This is a genomic window from Streptomyces sp. Tu 3180 (assembly GCF_009852415.1).
Lineage (GTDB): Bacteria > Actinomycetota > Actinomycetes > Streptomycetales > Streptomycetaceae > Streptomyces.
Map to the genome: position 1 here is coordinate 6,040,205 of NZ_WOXS01000002.1, position 21,644 is coordinate 6,061,848.

Sequence of the window (21,644 nt, forward strand, 5' to 3'; positions counted from 1 at the left end):
CGAACATGAGCAAGCTGCGCGTGGCGGTCCTCGGCGCCAAGGGCCGGATCGGTTCCGAGGCGGTACGGGCGGTCGAGGCCGCCGAGGACATGGAGCTGGTGGCCGCCCTCGGCCGGGGCGACAAGCTGGAGACCCTCGCCGAGAACGGCGCCCAGGTCGCGGTGGAGCTGACCACCCCCGCCTCGGTCATGGGCAACCTCGACTTCTGCGTGCGCCACGGCATCCACGCGGTCGTGGGTACGACGGGCTGGACCGACGAGCGCCTCGCGCAGCTGAGGGGCTGGCTCGACCAGTCCCCGGAGACGGGCGTGCTCATCGCGCCGAACTTCTCCATCGGCGCCGTCCTCACCATGAAGTTCGCGCAGATCGCCGCCCCCTACTTCGAGTCCGTCGAGGTCGTCGAGCTGCACCACCCGAACAAGGTGGACGCCCCCAGCGGTACCGCCACCCGCACCGCCCAGCTCATCGCCGAGGCCCGCCGCCGGGCCGGCAGCGCCCCCGCCCCGGACGCCACGGTCACCGCCCTGGACGGCGCCCGCGGCGCGGACGTCGACGGGATCCCGGTGCACGCGGTCCGGCTGCGCGGCCTGCTCGCCCACCAGGAGGTCCTGCTCGGCGGCGAGGGCGAGACCCTCACCGTCCGCCACGACTCCCTGCACCACAGCAGCTTCATGCCGGGCATCCTGCTCGGCGCCCGCCGCGTGGTGACCACTCCCGGCCTGACCTTCGGCCTGGAACACTTCCTCGACCTGAACTGAGCCCGAGCCGCCCCATGCGCGCCAAGATCTCCTACGCCGTCACGGCCGCCGTCCTGGTCGTCTACTTCGTCCTGGTCGGCAGCCGCGGTGTGCTGCTCATCGGGACCGGTACGCCCCTCACCGTCACCCTCGGTGTCGCGGTGCTGATCCTGCCGGTCATCGGCGTGTGGTTCCTGTGGAAGAACACCGAGTTCGTCCGCAACGCCAACCGGCTCGCCGCCGAGCTCGACGCCGAGGGCGGACTGCCCGTCGACGAGCTCAAGCGCCTGCCCAGCGGCCGCGTCGACCGCGACTCGGCCGACGAGGTCTTCGCCCGGCGCAAGGCCGAGACGGAGGCCGCCCCCGACGACTGGCGCAGCTGGTTCCGGCTGGCCGTCGCCTACCACGACGCCCGCGACACCCCGCGCGCCCGCAAGGCCATGCAGCGGGCGATCACCTTGCACAAGGCCTCTCACTGAGCGCCTGCGCGCCACGCGCCGGGGCCCGGCCCGCCTGTGCGGACCGGGCCCCGGCGCGCGCGGTGCGGCTCCGTGCGCTCAGCTTTGCCGGTACTCGTCGGCCCAGACCTCCACGGAGTCGGCCGCCCGGTCGAAGGCCAGCGGATCCCGCCCCAGGAAGTCCGCGTTGTGCGAGGTCAGCAGCGGCGGCGGGGCATCCGCGGCCCGTCCCCGCCGGACGAGGAGCAGCGCCTGCCCCTGCACCGTGCGCGGCAGCCCCAGCCAGCGCACCGGCTGCTGCACCGTGCGCACGGAGACCACCTGCTCCCAGGGCGTCGTACGCGTGCCGAGGAAGGCCACGCGACGCAGGCCCCGCGCGCTCACCCAGACGCCCATGCGCAGCATCCTCAGCGCGCAGCCGACGACGACCAGCGCGATGGCGAACACGGCCCCGGCGGACGACAGCGTCGCCGTCACCGTGATGGCCATCCCCGCGAACAGCACGAACGAGGCGAGCAGCAGCAGAAGCGCCGCCGCACCCACCCGCCACGGCCCGGGACGGTACGGGCGCCGCCAGCGGTCACGGTCGTCGTACGGCAGAGCGACGTCGTCCGCCGTGTCGAACGCGCGGTCGGCCGTCAGGAAGGGCAGGGGCACGGCTGGTCCTCACTCGATCCATGCGTGGGCTGTGCCCGGTGAGGCTACCGATCCGTGTGCCCCGTCACCACCCTCGGGGGGCCGGACGGAGACGGAGCGGCCGGTCCGGCGGTTCAGCGCCCGTCGGACGCCTGTGACTGCGGGGTTTCCGTGCCCGAGGGATCGGTGGACAACGCGGGCGTCCCGATGACCAGGGAGCCCACCAGCCCGGCGACGACGGTGAGCCCCAGCAGCCAGCGCCCGGCTATCTGACCGGCGGTCGCCCGCTCGCGGGGCGGGGGAGTGACATTGCTGCGGAACCTGTCGGCCTCGGCGAGGAAGGCGAACGGTACGGGTTCACGCCGACCGGACATCAGGGGTGCGTCTCCCTTCGGGATCGAACGAATCGCTGTCATCGGCACAGACGAACGAGCGCCTCGAGAAGTGCCCGCTTTCACCGGATGCGCAGACGTTCGGTGATGTTCGCCGTCGTTCGGCGCCGTATGTCGCGGCCCGGTGCCGGGCGCCCCGCCGGACGTCCCGCCACCGGGGCCGGGGCGTGGAGCCGTAGAGTGGTCGCCGCCCGCGAGATGTGATGGAAGGACCCCCGCGCCGTGACCGACGCCCCCGCCGACGACCTCAAGCCCGACTTCCGCAGCGACGTGACCGTCGAGCTGGTCAAGCACACCGCGTCCGACGCCGACGTGCTGTTCGCCGCCCGCGTCTCGACCGTCGGCGAGCAGTCCCTGGACGAGCTCAACAAGGACCCCGAGCGTTCCAAGGGCCTGATCAACTACCTGATGCGGGACCGCCACGGCAGCCCCTTCGAGCACAACTCGATGACCTTCTTCATCAGCGCCCCGATCTTCGTCTTCCGCGAGTTCATGCGGCACCGCGTGGGCTGGTCGTACAACGAGGAGTCGGGCCGCTACCGCGAGCTCCAGCCGGTCTTCTACGTCCCGGACGCGTCCCGCAAGCTGGTCCAGGAGGGCCGCCCCGGCAAGTACCGCTTCGTCGAGGGCACCGGGGCCCAGCAGGAGCTGGTGGGCCGCGTCATGGAGGACTCCTACCGGCAGGCGTACGAGGCGTACCAGGAGATGCTCGCCGCCGGCGTCGCCCGCGAGGTCGCCCGCGCGGTGCTCCCCGTCGGCCTGTACTCCTCGATGTACGCCACCTGCAACGCCCGCTCGCTGATGCACTTCCTCGGACTGCGCACCCAGCACGAACTGGCGAAGGTCCCGTCCTTCCCGCAGCGGGAGATCGAGATGGTCGGCGAGAAGATGGAGGCCGAGTGGGCCCGGCTCATGCCGCTCACCTACGCCGCCTTCAACGCCAACGGCCGGGTGGCGCCGTGAGGAACCCCCGTTCGCGCATCAGGCACACATGTACGGGTCAGTCCTGTGAAGTGTCCGTATTGCGGCATTTGGAGAAGTTCATCTAGCCTGATCAAACGGGCCCGGCACTGCCTGAACCCCCGAGCAGGCAGTGCCGGGTCCCCCCTTTGTTCCACCTTTTGCCCCACCTTGTCGCCTCCCCCGAGGGCAGACCCCGGCCTGAGCAACGAGTAGCGTGTAACCCATGGCTCCGACCTCCACTCCGCAGACCCCCTTCGGGCGGGTCCTCACCGCCATGGTCACGCCCTTCACGGCGGACGGCGCACTCGACCTCGACGGCGCACAGCGGCTCGCCACCCACCTGGTGGACGCAGGCAACGACGGCCTGATCATCAACGGCACCACCGGCGAGTCCCCGACCACCAGCGACGCGGAGAAATCGGATCTCGTACGAGCGGTCCTGGAGGCGGTCGGCGACCGCGCCCACGTCGTGGCCGGAGTCGGCACCAACGACACCCACCACAGCATCGAGCTGGCCCGCGCCGCCGAGCGCGCCGGCGCGCACGGCCTGCTGGTCGTCACCCCGTACTACAACAAGCCCCCGCAGGAGGGCCTCTACCGGCACTTCACGGCCGTCGCCGACGCCACCGGGCTGCCGGTCATGCTCTACGACATCCCCGGCCGCAGCGGCGTCCCGATCAACACCGAGACGCTCGTCCGCCTCGCCGAGCACCCCCGGATCGTCGCCAACAAGGACGCCAAGGGCGACCTCGGCCGCGCGAGCTGGGCCATCGCCCGCTCCGGCCTCGCCTGGTACTCCGGCGACGACATGCTGAACCTCCCCCTGCTCTCCGTGGGCGCCGTCGGCTTCGTCTCGGTCGTCGGCCACCTCGTCACCCCTGAGCTGTGCGCCCTGGTCGAGGCGTACACCTCGGGCGACGTCCAGAAGGCCACCGAGATCCACCAGAAGCTGCTCCCGGTCTACACCGGCATGTTCCGCACCCAGGGCGTGATGACCACCAAGGCGGCGCTCACCCTCAAGGGCCTGCCCGCCGGGCCCCTGCGCGCCCCCATGGTCGAGTGCGCGCCGGAAGAGGTCGAGCAGCTCAAGATCGATCTTGCCGCCGGCGGGGTACAGCTCCAGTAACCAGACTTCGCGCGACCGCTCGCGCAGCCGGACTCCACAACTGAATAGGCGGGCCACCGGTGCCCGCACCCCACAACGACAACTGCTTCTGCACGAACGTCACGCGCGCCACGTGCCCACCGGTACGTGGCGCGCGTGTTTGAGGAGAGTCTTTTGAGTCATCCGCATCCTGAACTCGGCCCGCCCCCTGCGCTGCCCGAAGGCGGCCTGCGGGTCACCCCGCTCGGTGGCCTCGGCGAGATCGGCCGCAACATGACGGTCTTCGAGTACGGCGGCCGCCTGCTGATCGTCGACTGCGGAGTGCTCTTCCCCGAGGAGGAGCAGCCCGGAATCGACCTGATCCTGCCGGACTTCTCGTCCATCCGGGACCGTCTCGACGACATCGAGGGCATCGTCCTCACCCACGGCCACGAGGACCACATCGGCGGCGTCCCCTTCCTCCTCCGCGAGAAGCCGGACATCCCGCTGATCGGCTCCAAGCTGACCCTCGCCCTCATCGAGGCGAAGCTCCAGGAGCACCGCATCCGCCCGTACACCCTGGAGGTGGCGGAAGGACAGCGCGAGCGCATCGGCCCCTTCGACTGCGAGTTCATCGCGGTCAACCACTCCATCCCCGACGCGCTCGCCGTGGCGATCCGTACCCCCGCCGGCATGGCCGTCCACACCGGCGACTTCAAGATGGACCAGCTCCCGCTGGACAACCGCCTCACGGACCTCCACGCATTCGCCCGGCTCAGCGAGGAGGGCATCGACCTCCTCCTCACCGACTCCACGAACGCCGAGGTCCCCGGGTTCACCCCGCACGAGCGCGACATCTCCAACGTGCTGCGCCAGGTCTTCGCCGGCGCCCGCAAGCGGATCATCGTGGCCAGCTTCGCCAGCCACGTCCACCGCATCCAGCAGATCCTGGACGCGGCGTACGAGTACGGCCGCCGGGTCGCCTTCGTCGGCCGCTCCATGGTCCGCAACATGGGCATCGCCCGCGACCTCGGCTACCTCAGGGTCCCGCCGGGCCTGGTCGTGGACGTCAAGACCCTCGACGACCTCCCCGACAGCGAGGTGGTCCTCGTCTGCACGGGCTCCCAGGGCGAGCCGATGGCGGCCCTGTCCCGCATGGCCAACCGCGACCACCAGATCCGCATCGTCGAGGGCGACACCGTGATCCTGGCGTCGTCGCTCATCCCCGGCAACGAGAACGCGGTGTACCGCGTGATCAACGGCCTGACCCGCTGGGGTGCCAACGTCGTCCACAAGGGCAACGCCAAGGTGCACGTCTCCGGTCACGCCTCCGCGGGCGAGTTGCTGTACTTCTACAACATCTGCCGCCCGAAGAACCTGATGCCGGTGCACGGCGAGTGGCGCCACCTGCGGGCCAACGCGGAACTGGGCGCCATGACCGGCGTCCCGCACGACCGCATCGTCATCGCCGAGGACGGCGTGGTCGTCGACCTCGTCGAGGGCAAGGCGAAGATTTCGGGCAAGGTCCAGGCGGGATACGTCTACGTCGACGGCCTCTCCGTCGGCGACGTCGGCGAGCCGGCCCTGAAGGACCGCAAGATCCTCGGCGACGAGGGCATCATCTCGGTCTTCGTGGTCATCGACTCGTCCACCGGCAAGATCACGGGCGGTCCGCACCTCCAGGCCCGCGGCTCCGGCATCGAGGACTCCGCCTTCGGCGGGGTGATCCCGAAGATCACGGAGGTGCTGGAGCGTTCGGCCCAGGACGGCGTCGTCGAACCCCACCAGCTGCAGCAGCTCATCCGCAGGACGCTGGGCAAGTGGGTCTCCGACACGTACCGGCGCCGGCCGATGATCCTGCCCGTGGTGGTGGAGGTCTGACGGACCGTCGGCCCCACGCACGACGCGACCTGGAGCGGGGCGCCCCGATTTGCATCGGGGCGCCCCGCTCCAGTACGTTTACAACTCGCCCCGCTCGGGAACCCGACCAACTCATACGTCGGAACCAATCCCCGGAGGGGCGGGGAAATCCGACTGAGAATCTCTGATAGAGTCGGAACCGCCGGAAAGGGAAACGCGGAAGCGGGAACCTGGAAAGCACCGAGGAAATCGGATCGGAAAGATCTGATAGAGTCGGAAACGCAAGACCGAAGGGAAGCGCCCGGAGGAAAGCCCGCGAGGGTGAGTACGAAGGAAGCGTCCGTTCCTTGAGAACTCAACAGCGTGCCAAAAGTCAACGCCAGATATGTTGATACCCCGTCCATCCGGTTCGGATGGTCGAGGTTCCTTTGAAAAAACACAGCGAGGACGCTGTGAACGGTTGGGCCTATTCCGCCCGGCCGTTCCGCTCTCGTGATGTGTCACCGGACAGCCGGTAAACATTCACGGAGAGTTTGATCCTGGCTCAGGACGAACGCTGGCGGCGTGCTTAACACATGCAAGTCGAACGATGAACCACTTCGGTGGGGATTAGTGGCGAACGGGTGAGTAACACGTGGGCAATCTGCCCTGCACTCTGGGACAAGCCCTGGAAACGGGGTCTAATACCGGATACGACCATCTTGGGCATCCTTGATGGTGGAAAGCTCCGGCGGTGCAGGATGAGCCCGCGGCCTATCAGCTTGTTGGTGAGGTAACGGCTCACCAAGGCGACGACGGGTAGCCGGCCTGAGAGGGCGACCGGCCACACTGGGACTGAGACACGGCCCAGACTCCTACGGGAGGCAGCAGTGGGGAATATTGCACAATGGGCGCAAGCCTGATGCAGCGACGCCGCGTGAGGGATGACGGCCTTCGGGTTGTAAACCTCTTTCAGCAGGGAAGAAGCGCAAGTGACGGTACCTGCAGAAGAAGCGCCGGCTAACTACGTGCCAGCAGCCGCGGTAATACGTAGGGCGCGAGCGTTGTCCGGAATTATTGGGCGTAAAGAGCTCGTAGGCGGCTTGTCGCGTCGGTTGTGAAAGCCCGGGGCTTAACCCCGGGTCTGCAGTCGATACGGGCAGGCTAGAGTTCGGTAGGGGAGATCGGAATTCCTGGTGTAGCGGTGAAATGCGCAGATATCAGGAGGAACACCGGTGGCGAAGGCGGATCTCTGGGCCGATACTGACGCTGAGGAGCGAAAGCGTGGGGAGCGAACAGGATTAGATACCCTGGTAGTCCACGCCGTAAACGGTGGGCACTAGGTGTGGGCGACATTCCACGTCGTCCGTGCCGCAGCTAACGCATTAAGTGCCCCGCCTGGGGAGTACGGCCGCAAGGCTAAAACTCAAAGGAATTGACGGGGGCCCGCACAAGCGGCGGAGCATGTGGCTTAATTCGACGCAACGCGAAGAACCTTACCAAGGCTTGACATACACCGGAAAGCTCTGGAGACAGAGCCCCCCTTGTGGTCGGTGTACAGGTGGTGCATGGCTGTCGTCAGCTCGTGTCGTGAGATGTTGGGTTAAGTCCCGCAACGAGCGCAACCCTTGTCCCGTGTTGCCAGCAGGCCCTTGTGGTGCTGGGGACTCACGGGAGACCGCCGGGGTCAACTCGGAGGAAGGTGGGGACGACGTCAAGTCATCATGCCCCTTATGTCTTGGGCTGCACACGTGCTACAATGGCCGGTACAATGAGCTGCGATACCGCGAGGTGGAGCGAATCTCAAAAAGCCGGTCTCAGTTCGGATTGGGGTCTGCAACTCGACCCCATGAAGTCGGAGTCGCTAGTAATCGCAGATCAGCATTGCTGCGGTGAATACGTTCCCGGGCCTTGTACACACCGCCCGTCACGTCACGAAAGTCGGTAACACCCGAAGCCGGTGGCCCAACCCCTTGTGGGAGGGAGCTGTCGAAGGTGGGACTGGCGATTGGGACGAAGTCGTAACAAGGTAGCCGTACCGGAAGGTGCGGCTGGATCACCTCCTTTCTAAGGAGCACTTCTCACCGGCCCTCGGGCTGGTCAGAGGCCAGTGCATCGGCGAACGTCCGATGCTGGTTGCTCATGGGTGGAACGTTGACTACTCGGTCCGATCACTGGGCCGGAGGCTGCCAGTACTGCCCGTAAGGGCGTGGAACGCACGATCTCCGGACAGGGTCCGGCCGGGCACGCTGTTGGGTGTCTGAGGGCACGGCCGCATGGTCGTCTCTCGGTTGCCGGCCCCAGTGAACTCGGGATGTTGTCCCGGGGTGGTGGGTGGTTGGTCGTTGTTTGAGAACTGCACAGTGGACGCGAGCATCTGTGGCCAAGTTTTTAAGGGCGCACGGTGGATGCCTTGGCACCAGGAACCGATGAAGGACGTGGGAGGCCACGATAGGCCCCGGGGAGTCGTCAACCAGGCTTTGATCCGGGGGTGTCCGAATGGGGAAACCCGGCAGTCGTCATGGGCTGTCACCCGCTGCTGAACACATAGGCAGTGTGGAGGGAACGCGGGGAAGTGAAACATCTCAGTACCCGCAGGAAGAGAAAACAACCGTGATTCCGGGAGTAGTGGCGAGCGAAACCGGATGAGGCCAAACCGTATGCGTGTGAGACCCGGCAGGGGTTGCGCATGCGGGGTTGTGGGATCTCTCTTTCATGGTCTGCCGGCCATGAGACGAGTCAGAAACCGTTGATGTAGGCGAAGGACATGCGAAAGGTCCGGCGTAGAGGGTAAGACCCCCGTAGTCGAAACGTCAGCGGCTCGTTGGAGAGACACCCAAGTAGCACGGGGCCCGAGAAATCCCGTGTGAATCTGGCGGGACCACCCGCTAAGCCTAAATATTCCCTGGTGACCGATAGCGGATAGTACCGTGAGGGAATGGTGAAAAGTACCCCGGGAGGGGAGTGAAATAGTACCTGAAACCGTGTGCCTACAAGCCGTGGGAGCGTCGGACATCAGCTTGCTGGTGTCTCGTGACTGCGTGCCTTTTGAAGAATGAGCCTGCGAGTTTGCGGTGTGTTGCGAGGTTAACCCGGGTGGGGTAGCCGTAGCGAAAGCGAGTCCGAACAGGGCGCTTCAGTAGCACGCTCAAGACCCGAAGCGGAGTGATCTAGCCATGGGCAGGTTGAAGCGGAGGTAAGACTTCGTGGAGGACCGAACCCACCAGGGTTGAAAACCTGGGGGATGACCTGTGGTTAGGGGTGAAAGGCCAATCAAACTCCGTGATAGCTGGTTCTCCCCGAAATGCATTTAGGTGCAGCGTCGTGTGTTTCTTGCCGGAGGTAGAGCACTGGATAGGCGATGGGCCCTACCGGGTTACTGACCTTAGCCAAACTCCGAATGCCGGTAAGTGAGAGCGCGGCAGTGAGACTGTGGGGGATAAGCTCCATGGTCGAGAGGGAAACAGCCCAGAGCATCGACTAAGGCCCCTAAGCGTACGCTAAGTGGGAAAGGATGTGGAGTCGCACAGACAACCAGGAGGTTGGCTTAGAAGCAGCCACCCTTGAAAGAGTGCGTAATAGCTCACTGGTCTAGTGATTCCGCGCCGACAATGTAGCGGGGCTCAAGCGTACCGCCGAAGTCGTGTCATTGCAGCAATAAGCCCCAACGGGTGCTGTGATGGGTAGGGGAGCGTCGTCTGCCGGGTGAAGCAGCCGCGGAAGCGAGTTGTGGACGGTTGACGAGTGAGAATGCAGGCATGAGTAGCGATTCACACGTGAGAAACGTGTGCGCCGATTGACTAAGGGTTCCTGGGTCAAGCTGATCTGCCCAGGGTAAGTCGGGACCTAAGGCGAGGCCGACAGGCGTAGTCGATGGATAACCGGTTGATATTCCGGTACCCGCTGTGAAGCGTCAAACACCGAGCATCGTGATGCTAAGGCCGTGAAGCCGCCCCGGATCCTTCGGGTGAAGGGGAGTGGTGGAGCCGCCGGCCCAAGCGGTTAGTAGGTGAGTGATGGGGTGACGCAGGAAGGTAGTCCAGCCCGGGCGGTGGTTGTCCCGGGGTAAGGGTGTAGCCCGAGTGGTAGGCAAATCCGCCACTCATGAGGGTGAGACCTGATGCCGAGCCGATTGTGGTGAAGTGGATGATCCTATGCTGTCGAGAAAAGCCTCTAGCGAGTTTCATGGCGGCCCGTACCCTAAACCGACTCAGGTGGTCAGGTAGAGAATACCGAGGCGTTCGGGTGAACTATGGTTAAGGAACTCGGCAAAATGCCCCCGTAACTTCGGGAGAAGGGGGGCCACATCCGGTGACGGCACTTGCTGCCGGAGCTGGGGGTGGCCGCAGAGACCAGCGAGAAGCGACTGTTTACTAAAAACACAGGTCCGTGCGAAGCCGTAAGGCGATGTATACGGACTGACGCCTGCCCGGTGCTGGAACGTTAAGGGGACCGGTTAGCTCACCTTCGGGTGGGCGAAGCTGAGAACTTAAGCGCCAGTAAACGGCGGTGGTAACTATAACCATCCTAAGGTAGCGAAATTCCTTGTCGGGTAAGTTCCGACCTGCACGAATGGCGTAACGACTTCTCGACTGTCTCAACCATAGGCCCGGTGAAATTGCACTACGAGTAAAGATGCTCGTTTCGCGCAGCAGGACGGAAAGACCCCGGGACCTTTACTACAGTTTGATATTGGTGTTCGGTTCGGCTTGTGTAGGATAGCTGGGAGACTGTGAAGCTCGGACGCCAGTTCGGGTGGAGTCGTCGTTGAAATACCAGTCTGGTCGTGCTGGATGTCTAACCTGGGTCCGTGATCCGGATCAGGGACAGTGTCTGATGGGTAGTTTAACTGGGGCGGTTGCCTCCTAAAGGGTAACGGAGGCGCCCAAAGGTTCCCTCAGCCTGGTTGGCAATCAGGTGTTGAGTGTAAGTGCACAAGGGAGCTTGACTGTGAGACCGACGGGTCGAGCAGGGACGAAAGTCGGGACTAGTGATCCGGCGGTGGCTTGTGGAAGCGCCGTCGCTCAACGGATAAAAGGTACCCCGGGGATAACAGGCTGATCTTCCCCAAGAGTCCATATCGACGGGATGGTTTGGCACCTCGATGTCGGCTCGTCGCATCCTGGGGCTGGAGTCGGTCCCAAGGGTTGGGCTGTTCGCCCATTAAAGCGGTACGCGAGCTGGGTTTAGAACGTCGTGAGACAGTTCGGTCCCTATCCGCTGTGCGCGCAGGAGTCTTGAGAAGGGCTGTCCCTAGTACGAGAGGACCGGGACGGACGAACCTCTGGTGTGCCAGTTGTTCTGCCAAGGGCATGGCTGGTTGGCTACGTTCGGGAGGGATAACCGCTGAAAGCATCTAAGCGGGAAGCCTGCTTCGAGATGAGGACTCCCACCCACTTGATGGGGTAAGGCTCCCAGTAGACGACTGGGTTGATAGGCCGGATATGGAAGCACGGTAACGTGTGGAGTTGACCGGTACTAATAGGCCGAGGGCTTGTCCTCAGTTGCTCGCGTCCACTGTGTTGGTTCTGAAACCACGAACAACCCGAAGCCGGTTGTTGATTGTTTCATAGTGTTTCGGTGGTCATAGCGTAGGGGAAACGCCCGGTTACATTCCGAACCCGGAAGCTAAGCCTTACAGCGCCGATGGTACTGCAGGGGGGACCCTGTGGGAGAGTAGGACGCCGCCGAACAATCATTGAAAAGGGTTGGACCCCGAACTTCGGTTCCGGGTCCAACCCTTTTTTGTTCGGCGTCACTTGAAGTTCACGTTGCGCAACGAGCATCCACCACATGGGTACTGCTGCACTGCTCAGGGCCGCCGGTGTCGGAGTCGGTGACGAGGTCGTCGTCCCGGCCTTCGGGAACGTGGAGGTCGCTGAGGCCGTGGTGACGGCGGGAGCGCTGCCGGTGTTCGCCGACATAGATCCGTCGTCGTACTGCCTCGAGCCGGCCGCCGTGGAGGCGGCCGTGACGCCCCGGACGGCGGCCGTCGTCGTCGTGCACCGCTTCGGCAGGCCCGCCGACCTCGCACGGTTGCACGCTCTCGGCCGACGGCACGGGTTGCTGGTGCTGGAGCACGGGGAGTCCGAGGCGCCGTACGACGAGATAGCCCGGCGCAGGGAGCGGGCGGCGTTCCTCGACGCGAAGTTGAGGGGTGTGCGGACGCCCGAGGGCGGGGTCGGGCACACCTACCAGCAGTACGTCGTACGGGTGCCGGGGAACGGGCGACCTGATCGGGACGCCTTCGCACGGGCCGTACGCGCCAAGGGCGTTGACTGCCGGGTGCCGGTGAAGACCCCCGTGCATCGCCTGCCCGAATTCCGGCGGTGCGTGTCCTTGCCCGAGACCGAGCGGGCCGCCGACGAGACGCTCGCGCTTCCGGTGGACGCCTCGCTGACCAAGCGGGACATGCAGCGGATCGCGTCCGCGTGCAATGCGCTGGGCGGGCTGCTGCAGCCGGCTCTGTGAGCGTGGTTGGGAGCACGGCTGTCTTCGGGGTATGATCTATTCCGTTGCCGAGGGGGAAACCCCGCTGACAGCAACAGGCCCCTATAGCTCAGTCGGCAGAGCGTCTCCATGGTAAGGAGAAGGTCAACGGTTCGATTCCGTTTGGGGGCTCGGAAAAAGGCCCCGCCCATTCGGGCGGGGCCTTTCGCATGTCCTAGTCCGTGTGCGGCTCCGGCACACGCATGGCCAGGATGGCCATGTCGTCGGACGGAGCGTCGGAGGCGAAGCGTTCGACGGCGCGCATGATGCGGGCCGCGACCGCGCCGGCCGTCAGACCCGTACAGGTCGTCAGGACGTCGGCGAGACCGTCGTCGCCCAGCATGCGGGTGCCCTCACGGCGTTCGGTGACGCCGTCGGTCACGCAGAGGAGGACGTCGCCGGGATCGAGGGTGACCGTCTGCTCGTACAGCTCCAGGTCGTCGATGACGCCGAGGAGCGGCTGGGGCTCGGCGGCCGGTTCGACCGTGCCGTCCTGGCGCAGGCGGAGCGGGAGCGGGTGGCCGGCGCAGACCACCTTCAGTTCCGCGCTGCCGTCCTGCTGCGGGCGCAGTTCGCCGTAGAGCAGTGTGAGGAAGCGGCTGCGGGCGCCCTCGTCGAGGATCGCGGAGTTCAGGCGCTCCAGGACCGCCGGGCCGCTCAGCCCCTCACGGGCCAGCAGCCGCAGGGCGTGGCGGGCGAGGCCGGTGACGGCCGCCGCGTTGGGGCCCGTACCGCAGACGTCGCCGATGGCGAAGCCGTAGGCGCCGTCGCTGATGGGGAAGAGGTCGTAGAAGTCGCCGCCGACCTCGTTGCCCTCGCCGGCCGCGCGGTAGATGACCTCGACCTCGACGCCGTCGATCGTCGGCAGCTCGGGGGGCAGGAGGCTGCGCTGGAGGGACTGGCTGATGGCCGTGCGCTCGGAGTAGAGGCGGGCGTTGTCCAGGGCCAGTGCGGCCCGCCGGGAGAGGTCCTCGGCGAGTTCCAGGATCTCCTGGCGGAAGTGCTCGTCGGTCGGCTTGCCGAGGGTCAGCATGCCGATGACGCGGTTGCGGGCGACCAGGGGGAGGACCACCGTCTCGCCGCCGACGGCGGAGGCCGTGGCGAGGGTCGGTCCGATGCCCGGGGTGACCTGGCGGGTCGTACCGCCGCTGAGGCCGAGGCTGCGCATGGAGCTGCGCAGGGCCGCCTGGTGGGCGACCTCCGCGGGGGCCGACCAGACGCGGGCACCGGGGGTGGGGACCGGGTCGGGCGGGGAGATCTTCGACAGCAGCGACTTGATGCCGTCGATGAGTTCCTCGTCCTCGTGCAGCACGTAGGACAGGTACGGCTCGGAGGCCTGGTCGGCGATCGTGTAGACGGCGCACCAGGTGGCGAGGGTGGGGACCGTCATCTGGGCCATGAGGGCCAGGGTCTGGTCCCGGTCCAGGGTGCCGGCGAGGAGGTCGGAGGCCTCGACGAGGAAGCTGAGCGAGCCGCGGCGCAGGCGCTCCAGCTCGCCCAGGCGGGCCGACTCGACGGCGAGCGCGATGCGGTCGGCCGCGAACTGAAGGCGCAGCGCCTCCTCGTTGGAGTACCGGCCCGGTGCCTCCGCGGCGACGCCGAGGGAGCCGGTGAGACGGCCCTCGACCTTCAGCGGCACGGTGACGACCGAGCGCATGCCGGTGCCGTTGAGGAGGGGGACCGCGCCCGGCACGGCGGTGAGGTCCTCGTGGACGGCCGGCATGCGGGCGGAGCCGTAGCGGCCGGGTCCCGCCTCGACGGGGACGCGGGCGAAGCGCTGGCGGGCCGAGGGCAGGCCGGTGGAGGCGCGGACCTCCAGTTCCGTCTCGTCGTCGGTGGCCAGGAGCAGGAAGGCGGAGTCGGCGTCGAGCATGTCGCGGGCGCGTTCCACCGTGCGCTGGAGCAGGCCGTCGAGGTCGTCCGGGGCGGGGGAGCCGATGAACACCTCGAAGGGGTCGGTGCTCTGGCCCTCGGAGCCGCCGGGCGTCTCGGAGGCCGGCACGCGCAGGGGGGTCTGCAGGACCGCCCGTTCGTGGTCCTTCACCAGGAGGCAGACCGTTGACGGCTCGCCGTCGGTGTCGCGGACCCGCAGGTGGGAGGCGTACACCGGAATCACCCGGCCGTGGGCGCCCCTGATGCCGTAGCTGCCCTCCCAGCGGGAGAGCTGGAGCGCCTCGGCGATGCCGGTGCTGGTGCCGGGGGTGTGCGGCCAGGCGGCGAGGTCGGTCAGGGGCTTGCCGGTGACCTGCTCGGCCGTGTAGCCGAAGAGTTCTTCCGCGTCCTCGTTCCAGGCGGTGATGGAGCCGGTCCGGTCGATCTGGACGACGGCCACGCGGACCCGGGTGTCGGCGAGCGGGAGGAGGTCGGCCGGCAGGGACGGGCCGGCGGTGCGGGTGCCCACCGGGCGTTCGGGAAGATCGAGCTGGAACCAGACGGTCTTGTGGGTGGGCGTGTAGTCCACGCCCCAGCGGCCGGCCAGGGCCGCGCACAGCTGGAGGCCGCGGCCTCCCTCGCGGTCGGGGCTGCCCATGTTGACGGCCGAGCCCTGGACGGGGATCTCGCGCTCCGGGTACCGGTCGGCCACCTCGATCCGTACGGCGTCGTCGCCGCGCAGGCACAGCAGGTCGGCGGAGGTGCCGGCGTGGACCACGGCGTTGGTCACCAGTTCGCTCGTGAGGACCACCGCGTCGTCCACGATGTCACCGAAGCCCCAGCCCTGGAGGGTGTCGCGGACGAAGGAGCGGGCGCTCGCGACCGATCGTCCGACGGGCTCGAAGCTGGCGGCCGCGCGCGCGGTGATCACAGAACTCCTCGACCGGTCGTCGGCGTGCATGCTCCCATGGCCGTCGGGCTCGTGCCGCTGCTGCGGCAGGTCACCCGTCGGCCGTGGCTCCGGGGGCTGGTCCCCGGGGATCAGTCCGGTGGTCATGTGTGCGGCCGCCCCTCCGATGCCCGCTCGTCTCCCTGCCACCGCCCAGGCCGGACGGACCGGCGTGGCTGGACAGCCGGATGCAAGGTTACTTACCTTCGCGGTCCCAGCGGATGCCGGTCTGCTGTGTTTCCGTCCGGAGGTGTCTCACGTCCGGAGGGTGTGCGGACGATGTGCGAAGCTGCCGAACTGTTATGGCCTGGTTCGGCAGGGGTGAAACACTGGGCAGGCTTGTCGTGAAGTTCCGGGCGGACCGAGTGTCTTCCGCGGCGGGTGGGCAGCAGCCCCTCGGCGGTGTCCTGGTACGCCGGACAGGAATCGTAGTAGTGCGAAATCGCAGTAGTACAGGGAACAGGCAGCAACAACTGGTACGCCCCCAGGGGGTACCAGAGCACAGCAGTAACGGTCGACCCCTGCGGGAGGGACACAGTGGAGTCTGGCGCAGCGACGCGGGGCACGAAAGCGCGCGCGAAAGGCGGACCGTCCCTGAGCAACCCACGCAAGGCGCGGGGTGGGACCACCGTGGTGGACACGGTGGCCCTGAACCGGCTGCTGGCGGCTCTCGTGGCGATGCGGGACGGGAACTTCCGCAAGCGGCTCACGGTGTCCGGCGACGGCGTGATGTCGGAGATCGCGGCGGTCTTCAACGAGGTGGCCGACCGCAATCTCCATCTGACGGGTGAGCTGGCGCGGGTGCGCCGCATGGTCGGACGTGAGGGAAAACTCACCGAGCGGCTGGAGACGGGGGCCTCCGAGGGCTCCTGGGCGGCGGCGATCGACCACTCGAACGCGCTGGTGGACGATCTCGTACGGCCCGTGTCCGAGGTCAGCAGGGTGCTGTCCGCGGTGGCCGAGGGCGATCTGTCGCCGCGCATGGAGCTGCGGACGCAGGCGCCGGACGGGACCGGGCATCCGCTGCGCGGTGAGTTCCTGAAGGTCGGGCGCACCGTCAACAACCTGGTCGACCAGCTGTCGACGTTCACCGACGAGGTCACGCGCGTGGCCAGCGAGGTGGGCACCGAGGGCAAGCTGGGCGGGCAGGCGCGGGTGCGCGGGATGTCCGGTTCGTGGAAGGACCTCACGGACTCCGTCAACACCATGGCGGAGCGGCTGACCGCGCAGGTGCGCGACATCGCGCTGGTGACGACGGCGGTCGCCCGGGGTGACCTGTCCCGCAAGGTCACCGTGCACGTCGAGGGGGAGATGCTGGAGCTGAAGAACACCGTCAACACGATGGTGGACCAGCTCTCCGCGTTCTCCTCCGAGGTGACCCGGGTCGCGCGCGAGGTGGGCACCGAGGGCGCGCTCGGCGGGCAGGCCCAGGTGCCCGGGGTGGACGGGGTGTGGAAGGAGCTCACGGACTCCGTCAACACCATGGCCGGGAACCTGACGGCCCAGGTGCGCGGGATCGCCGAGGTGACGACCGCGGTGGCCAACGGCGACCTGTCGCGGAAGGTGACCGTGCCGGCGCGCGGCGAGGTCGCGCAGCTCGCCGAGACGATCAACCAGATGACCGAGACGCTGCGCATCTTCGCGGACGAGGTCACGCGGGTCGCCAACGAGGTCGGTGCCGAGGGCCGGCTGGGCGGGCAGGCGAACGTGCCGGGGGCGGCGGGGACCTGGAAGGACCTGACGGACTCCGTCAACACGGTGTTCCGGAACCTGACCACTCAGGTGAGGGACATCGCGGCGGTGACGACGGCGGTGGCCAACGGCGACCTGTCGCAGAAGGTCACCGTGGACGTGGCCGGCGAGATGCTGGAGCTGAAGAACACCGTCAACACGATGGTCGACCAGCTGTCCTCCTTCGGTGCCGAGGTCACCCGGGTGGCGCGCGAGGTCGGCGTCGAGGGCGAGCTGGGCGGGCAGGCGCAGGTGCCGGGGGCGGCGGGGACCTGGAAGGACCTGACGGACTCCGTCAACACGGCGTTCCGCAACCTCACCGGACAGGTGAGGAACATCGCCCAGGTGACGACGGCGGTGGCCAACGGCGACCTGTCGCAGAAGGTCACGGTCGACGTCTCCGGCGAGATGCTCCAGCTGAAGAACACCGTGAACACGATGGTGGACCAGCTGTCGAGCTTCGCCGACCAGGTCACGCGGATGGCCCGGGACGTGGGCACGGAGGGCCGGCTGGGCGGTCAGGCGCGCGTGGACGGCGTGTCGGGCACCTGGAAGGAGCTCACCGACTCCGTCAACTCGATGGCGGGCAACCTGACGTCCCAGGTGCGCAACATCGCGCAGGTCACGACGGCCGTCGCGCGGGGCGACCTGTCGCAGAAGATCGACGTCGACGCGCGCGGGGAGATCCTGGAGCTGAAGAACACCATCAACACGATGGTGGACCAGCTGTCGAGCTTCGCCGACCAGGTCACCCGGGTCGCCCGTGAGGTGGGCACGGAGGGCCGGCTGGGCGGTCAGGCGCAGGTGCCCGGCGTCGCCGGTGTGTGGCGGGACCTGACGGACTCCGTGAACGGCATGGCCGGCAACCTCACCGCGCAGGTCCGCAACATCGCCCAGGTGGCCACGGCGGTGGCCCGCGGCGACCTGTCCCAGAAGATCACCGTGGACGCGCGCGGGGAGATCCTGGAGCTGAAGAACACGCTGAACACGATGGTGGACCAGCTGTCGTCGTTCGCCCAGGAGGTCACGCGGGTGGCCCGTGAGGTGGGTACGGAGGGCATCCTCGGCGGCCAGGCCGAGGTGCAGGGTGTCTCCGGCACCTGGAAGGACCTCACGCAGTCGGTGAACGGCATGGCGAACAACCTCACCCTCCAGGTGCGCAACATCGCCGAGGTGACCACCGCGGTCGCCAAGGGCGACCTGTCGAAGAAGATCACCGTCGACGCCAAGGGCGAGATCCTGGAGCTGGTCACCACCGTCAACACGATGGTGGACCAGCTGTCGTCGTTCGCCGAGCAGGTGACCCGGGTGGCCCGCGAGGTGGGCACCGAGGGCATCCTCGGCGGCCAGGCCCACGTGCCCGGCGTCACGGGCATCTGGAAGGACCTGAGCGACAACGTCAACCTGATGGCCAAGAACCTGACCACCCAGGTGCGGAACATCTCCCAGGTCTCCGCCGCGGTCGCCAACGGCGACCTGACGCGGCAGGTCAGCATCGAGGCGCGCGGTGAGGTGGCGCAGCTCGCCGACACCATCAACATCATGGTGAAGACGCTGAGCGCGTTCGCCGAGCAGGTGACCAAGGTGGCCCGCGAGGTGGGCACGGACGGCATCCTCGGCGGCCAGGCGCACGTGCCGGGCGTGGCGGGCACGTGGAAGGACCTCACCGAGTCGGTGAACCAGATGGCGTCCAACCTGACCGGCCAGGTGCGCAACATCGCCATGGTGACGACGGCCATCGCCAAGGGCGACCTGACGAAGAAGATCGACATCGACGCGCGCGGGGAGATCCTCGAGCTGAAGACGACCATCAACACGATGGTGGACCAGCTGTCGTCCTTCGCCGAGGAGGTCACGCGCGTGGCCCGCGAGGTGGGCACCGAGGGGCAGCTGGGCGGTCAGGCACGCGTGCGGGACGTCGACGGCACCTGGCGGGACCTGACCGAGTCCGTGAACGAGATGGCCGGGAACCTGACCCGGCAGGTGCGTGCCATCGCGCGCGTGGCGACCGCGGTGACACGTGGCGACCTGAACCTGAAGATCGACGTGGACGCGTCCGGGGAGATCCAGGAACTCCAGGACTACATCAACAAGATGATCGCCAACCTGCGCGACACCACCATCGCCAACAAGGAGCAGGACTGGCTCAAGGGCAATCTGGCGAGGATCTCCGCGCTGATGCAGGGCCGCCGCGACCTGGAGGACGTGGCCTCGCTGATCATGAGCGAGCTGACCCCGGTGGTCTCGGCGCAGCACGGCGCGTTCTTCCTCGCGATGCCGCTGGTCGACGGCGAGGACCTGAGCGCCGCGGACGACGACCAGTTCGAGCTGCGCATGCTCGGTTCGTACGGCTACTCCATGGGCTCCATGCCGACGTCGTTCCGGCCCGGCGAGGGGCTGATCGGGACGGCGGCCGTGGAGAAGCGCACCATCCTGGTGGGGAACGCGCCCAGCGGCTACCTCAAGATCTCCTCGGGGCTCGGGGAGGCGCCGCCGGCACAGGTGATCGTGCTGCCGGTGCTGTTCGAGGGGAAGGTGCTCGGCGTCATCGAGCTGGCGTCGTTCACGCCGTTCACGGCGATCCAGAAGGACTTCCTCAACCAGATCGCCGAGATGATCGCGACGAGCGTCAACACCATCTCGGTCAACACCAAGACGGAGCGGCTGCTGGCGCAGTCGCAGGAGCTGACCGAGCAACTGCGCGAGCGGTCCGCGGAGTTGGAGCAGCGGCAGAAGGCGCTCCAGGCGTCCAACGCCGAACTGGAGGAGAAGGCCGAGCTGCTGGCCCGGCAGAACCGCGACATCGAGGTGAAGAACACCGAGATCGAGGAGGCGCGGCAGGTGCTGGAGGAGCGTGCCGAGCAGCTCGCGGTCTCCATGCGCTACAAGAGCGAGTTCCTGGCCAACATGTCGCACGAGCTGCGGACGCCGCTCAACTCGCTGCTGATCCTGGCCAAGCTGCTCGCCGACAACGCGGAGGGGAACCTCTCCCCGAAGCAGGTCGAGTTCGCCGAGACCATCCACGGCGCCGGGTCCGACCTGCTCCAGCTCATCAACGACATCCTCGACCTGTCCAAGGTCGAGGCGGGCAAGATGGACGTCTCCCCGACGCGCATCGCGCTCGTCCAGCTCGTGGACTACGTGGAGGCCACCTTCCGGCCGCTGACCGCGGAGAAGGGCCTGGATCTGTCGGTACGCGTGTCCCCGGAGCTGCCGGCCACCCTGCACACCGACGAGCAGCGGCTGCTCCAGGTGCTGCGCAACCTGCTGTCCAACGCGGTGAAGTTCACCGACTCCGGGTCGGTCGAGCTGGTCATCCGGCCGGCCCGGGACGACGTTCCGCAGGCCATCCGGGAGCAGTTGCTGGAGACCGGTTCGCTGACCGACCCGGACGCGGACCTGATCGCGTTCTCGGTGAGCGACACCGGCATCGGCATCGCGGCCAGCAAGATGCGGGTGATCTTCGAGGCGTTCAAGCAGGCCGACGGTACGACCAGCCGCAAGTACGGCGGCACGGGGCTGGGGCTGTCCATCTCGAGGGAGATCGCGCAGCTGCTCGGCGGTGAGATCCACGCGCAGAGCGAGCCGGGCCGCGGTTCGACGTTCACGCTGTACCTCCCGCTGCACCCGAGCGAGCTGCCCGCGCACGGCTACCAGCAGCCCGTGCCCGCCCTGGAGGCCCGGTGACCTCGTGGCATCGGCCGAGCTGACCGGGCCGCAGGTCGAGACGCCCGCCGAGGTGACGTCGTACCGGGCGACCCAGAACGGTCCGGCCGCGCTGTTCCGGCGCCGCCGCAGGGTCCTGCCCCAGCCGGAGCAGCGGCCCGCGCCGGAGCCGGAGCAGTGGTCGGGCGTGGAGCGGCAGGAGCCGGCGCCCCGGTCGCACCGCGGCATCCGCTTCGGCGGGCAGAAGGTGCTGATCGTCGACGACGACATCCGCAACGTCTTCGCGCTCACCAGCGTCCTGGAGCAGCACGGCCTGTCCGTGCTGTACGCGGAGAACGGCCGCGAGGGCATCGAGGTGCTGGAGCAGCACGACGACGTGGCGGTCGTGCTGATGGACATCATGATGCCCGAGATGGACGGGTACGCGACGACCACGGCGATCCGCCGGATGCCGCAGTTCGCGGGGCTCCCGATCATCGCGCTCACCGCGAAGGCGATGAAGGGCGACCGGGAGAAGGCGATCGAGTCGGGCGCCTCCGACTACGTGACCAAGCCGGTCGACCCCGATCACCTGCTGTCGGTGATGGAGCAGTGGATGCGGGGGGAGTGAGGGCGGCGACCGGAGAACGCACGAACGGGACGGGAAGCTTCCGTGTTCACACGAAGTTGCTCACGTGGTGTGCGCGAAGTCGTGTAGAAGTGCGGGAATCGGGGAACCTTCTGGTCCCACGCCGCGTTTCTGCTATGTGCACAGTGACATCGCGGTGACAGGGTGTGGCGACGGGCGGGGTGCGGCTACGATGACCGGCACAAGGACGGGCGGCGCAA

9 protein-coding genes, 1 tRNA gene, 3 rRNA genes and 1 pseudogene are annotated in these 21,644 nt (G+C 67.3%); 11 read left to right on the top strand and 3 right to left on the bottom strand.

Annotated features, from left to right (window positions below):
* Window positions 1-5: 5 nt before the first annotated feature.
* Both dapB and GL259_RS28085 read left to right on the top strand, forming a co-directional pair.
* A complete protein-coding gene (dapB, locus tag GL259_RS28080) occupies window positions 6-758 on the top strand; it encodes a 4-hydroxy-tetrahydrodipicolinate reductase (RefSeq protein ID WP_159536083.1) in 753 nt (250 codons plus the stop codon).
* Window positions 759-772: 14 nt separating this feature from the next.
* Window positions 773-1,216 (top strand): hypothetical protein, encoded by a 444-nt coding sequence (locus GL259_RS28085; RefSeq protein WP_159536084.1) that lies wholly within the window; start codon window positions 773-775, stop codon window positions 1,214-1,216.
* A gap of 78 nt (window positions 1,217-1,294) precedes the next feature.
* On the opposite strand, the gene GL259_RS28090 is transcribed toward GL259_RS28085, so the two are convergent.
* Together GL259_RS28090 and GL259_RS28095 are read right to left on the bottom strand one after the other, a co-directional pair.
* The gene (locus tag GL259_RS28090) at window positions 1,295-1,852 is read right to left on the bottom strand and encodes a PH domain-containing protein (RefSeq protein ID WP_159536085.1); all 558 of its coding nucleotides are present in this window, start codon (window positions 1,850-1,852) and stop codon (window positions 1,295-1,297) included.
* 113 nt (window positions 1,853-1,965) lie between these two features.
* Window positions 1,966-2,205 (bottom strand): hypothetical protein, encoded by a 240-nt coding sequence (locus GL259_RS28095; protein WP_159536086.1) that lies wholly within the window; start codon window positions 2,203-2,205, stop codon window positions 1,966-1,968.
* 240 nt (window positions 2,206-2,445) lie between these two features.
* Here GL259_RS28095 and thyX point away from each other — a divergent pair, with 240 nt between their 5' ends.
* From thyX to GL259_RS28135, 8 genes are all read left to right on the top strand, one after another.
* Window positions 2,446-3,186 (top strand): FAD-dependent thymidylate synthase, encoded by a 741-nt coding sequence (gene thyX, locus GL259_RS28100; RefSeq protein ID WP_159536087.1) that lies wholly within the window; start codon window positions 2,446-2,448, stop codon window positions 3,184-3,186.
* A 223-nt stretch (window positions 3,187-3,409) separates the two neighbouring features.
* Window positions 3,410-4,312, top strand: coding sequence for a 4-hydroxy-tetrahydrodipicolinate synthase (gene dapA / locus GL259_RS28105; protein WP_159536088.1), 903 nt, complete (start codon window positions 3,410-3,412; stop codon window positions 4,310-4,312).
* 153 nt (window positions 4,313-4,465) lie between these two features.
* The gene (locus tag GL259_RS28110; protein ID WP_159536089.1) at window positions 4,466-6,151 is read left to right on the top strand and encodes a ribonuclease J; all 1,686 of its coding nucleotides are present in this window, start codon (window positions 4,466-4,468) and stop codon (window positions 6,149-6,151) included.
* A 500-nt stretch (window positions 6,152-6,651) separates the two neighbouring features.
* A 16S ribosomal RNA gene (locus tag GL259_RS28115) occupies window positions 6,652-8,176 on the top strand.
* A gap of 314 nt (window positions 8,177-8,490) precedes the next feature.
* Window positions 8,491-11,611, top strand: a 23S ribosomal RNA gene (locus GL259_RS28120).
* 74 nt (window positions 11,612-11,685) lie between these two features.
* A 5S ribosomal RNA gene (gene rrf, locus GL259_RS28125) occupies window positions 11,686-11,802 on the top strand.
* Together the 16S, 23S and 5S rRNA genes form the textbook arrangement of a ribosomal RNA operon.
* A gap of 115 nt (window positions 11,803-11,917) precedes the next feature.
* On the top strand, window positions 11,918-12,580 hold the full coding sequence (locus tag GL259_RS28130) for a DegT/DnrJ/EryC1/StrS family aminotransferase (RefSeq protein WP_166461673.1): 663 nt from the start codon (window positions 11,918-11,920) through the stop codon (window positions 12,578-12,580).
* 77 nt (window positions 12,581-12,657) lie between these two features.
* A tRNA-Thr gene (locus GL259_RS28135) sits at window positions 12,658-12,730 on the top strand.
* Window positions 12,731-12,773: 43 nt separating this feature from the next.
* Here the strand turns inward: GL259_RS28135 and GL259_RS28140 are convergent.
* Entirely contained in the window at window positions 12,774-15,527 is a 2,754-nt protein-coding gene (locus GL259_RS28140; protein ID WP_159536091.1) for a SpoIIE family protein phosphatase, read from the bottom strand.
* Window positions 15,528-15,956: 429 nt separating this feature from the next.
* Between GL259_RS28140 and GL259_RS28150 the strand changes: the two are divergent.
* Window positions 15,957-21,426 (top strand): annotated as a pseudogene (locus GL259_RS28150) (HAMP domain-containing protein).
* Window positions 21,427-21,644 lie beyond the last annotated feature (218 nt).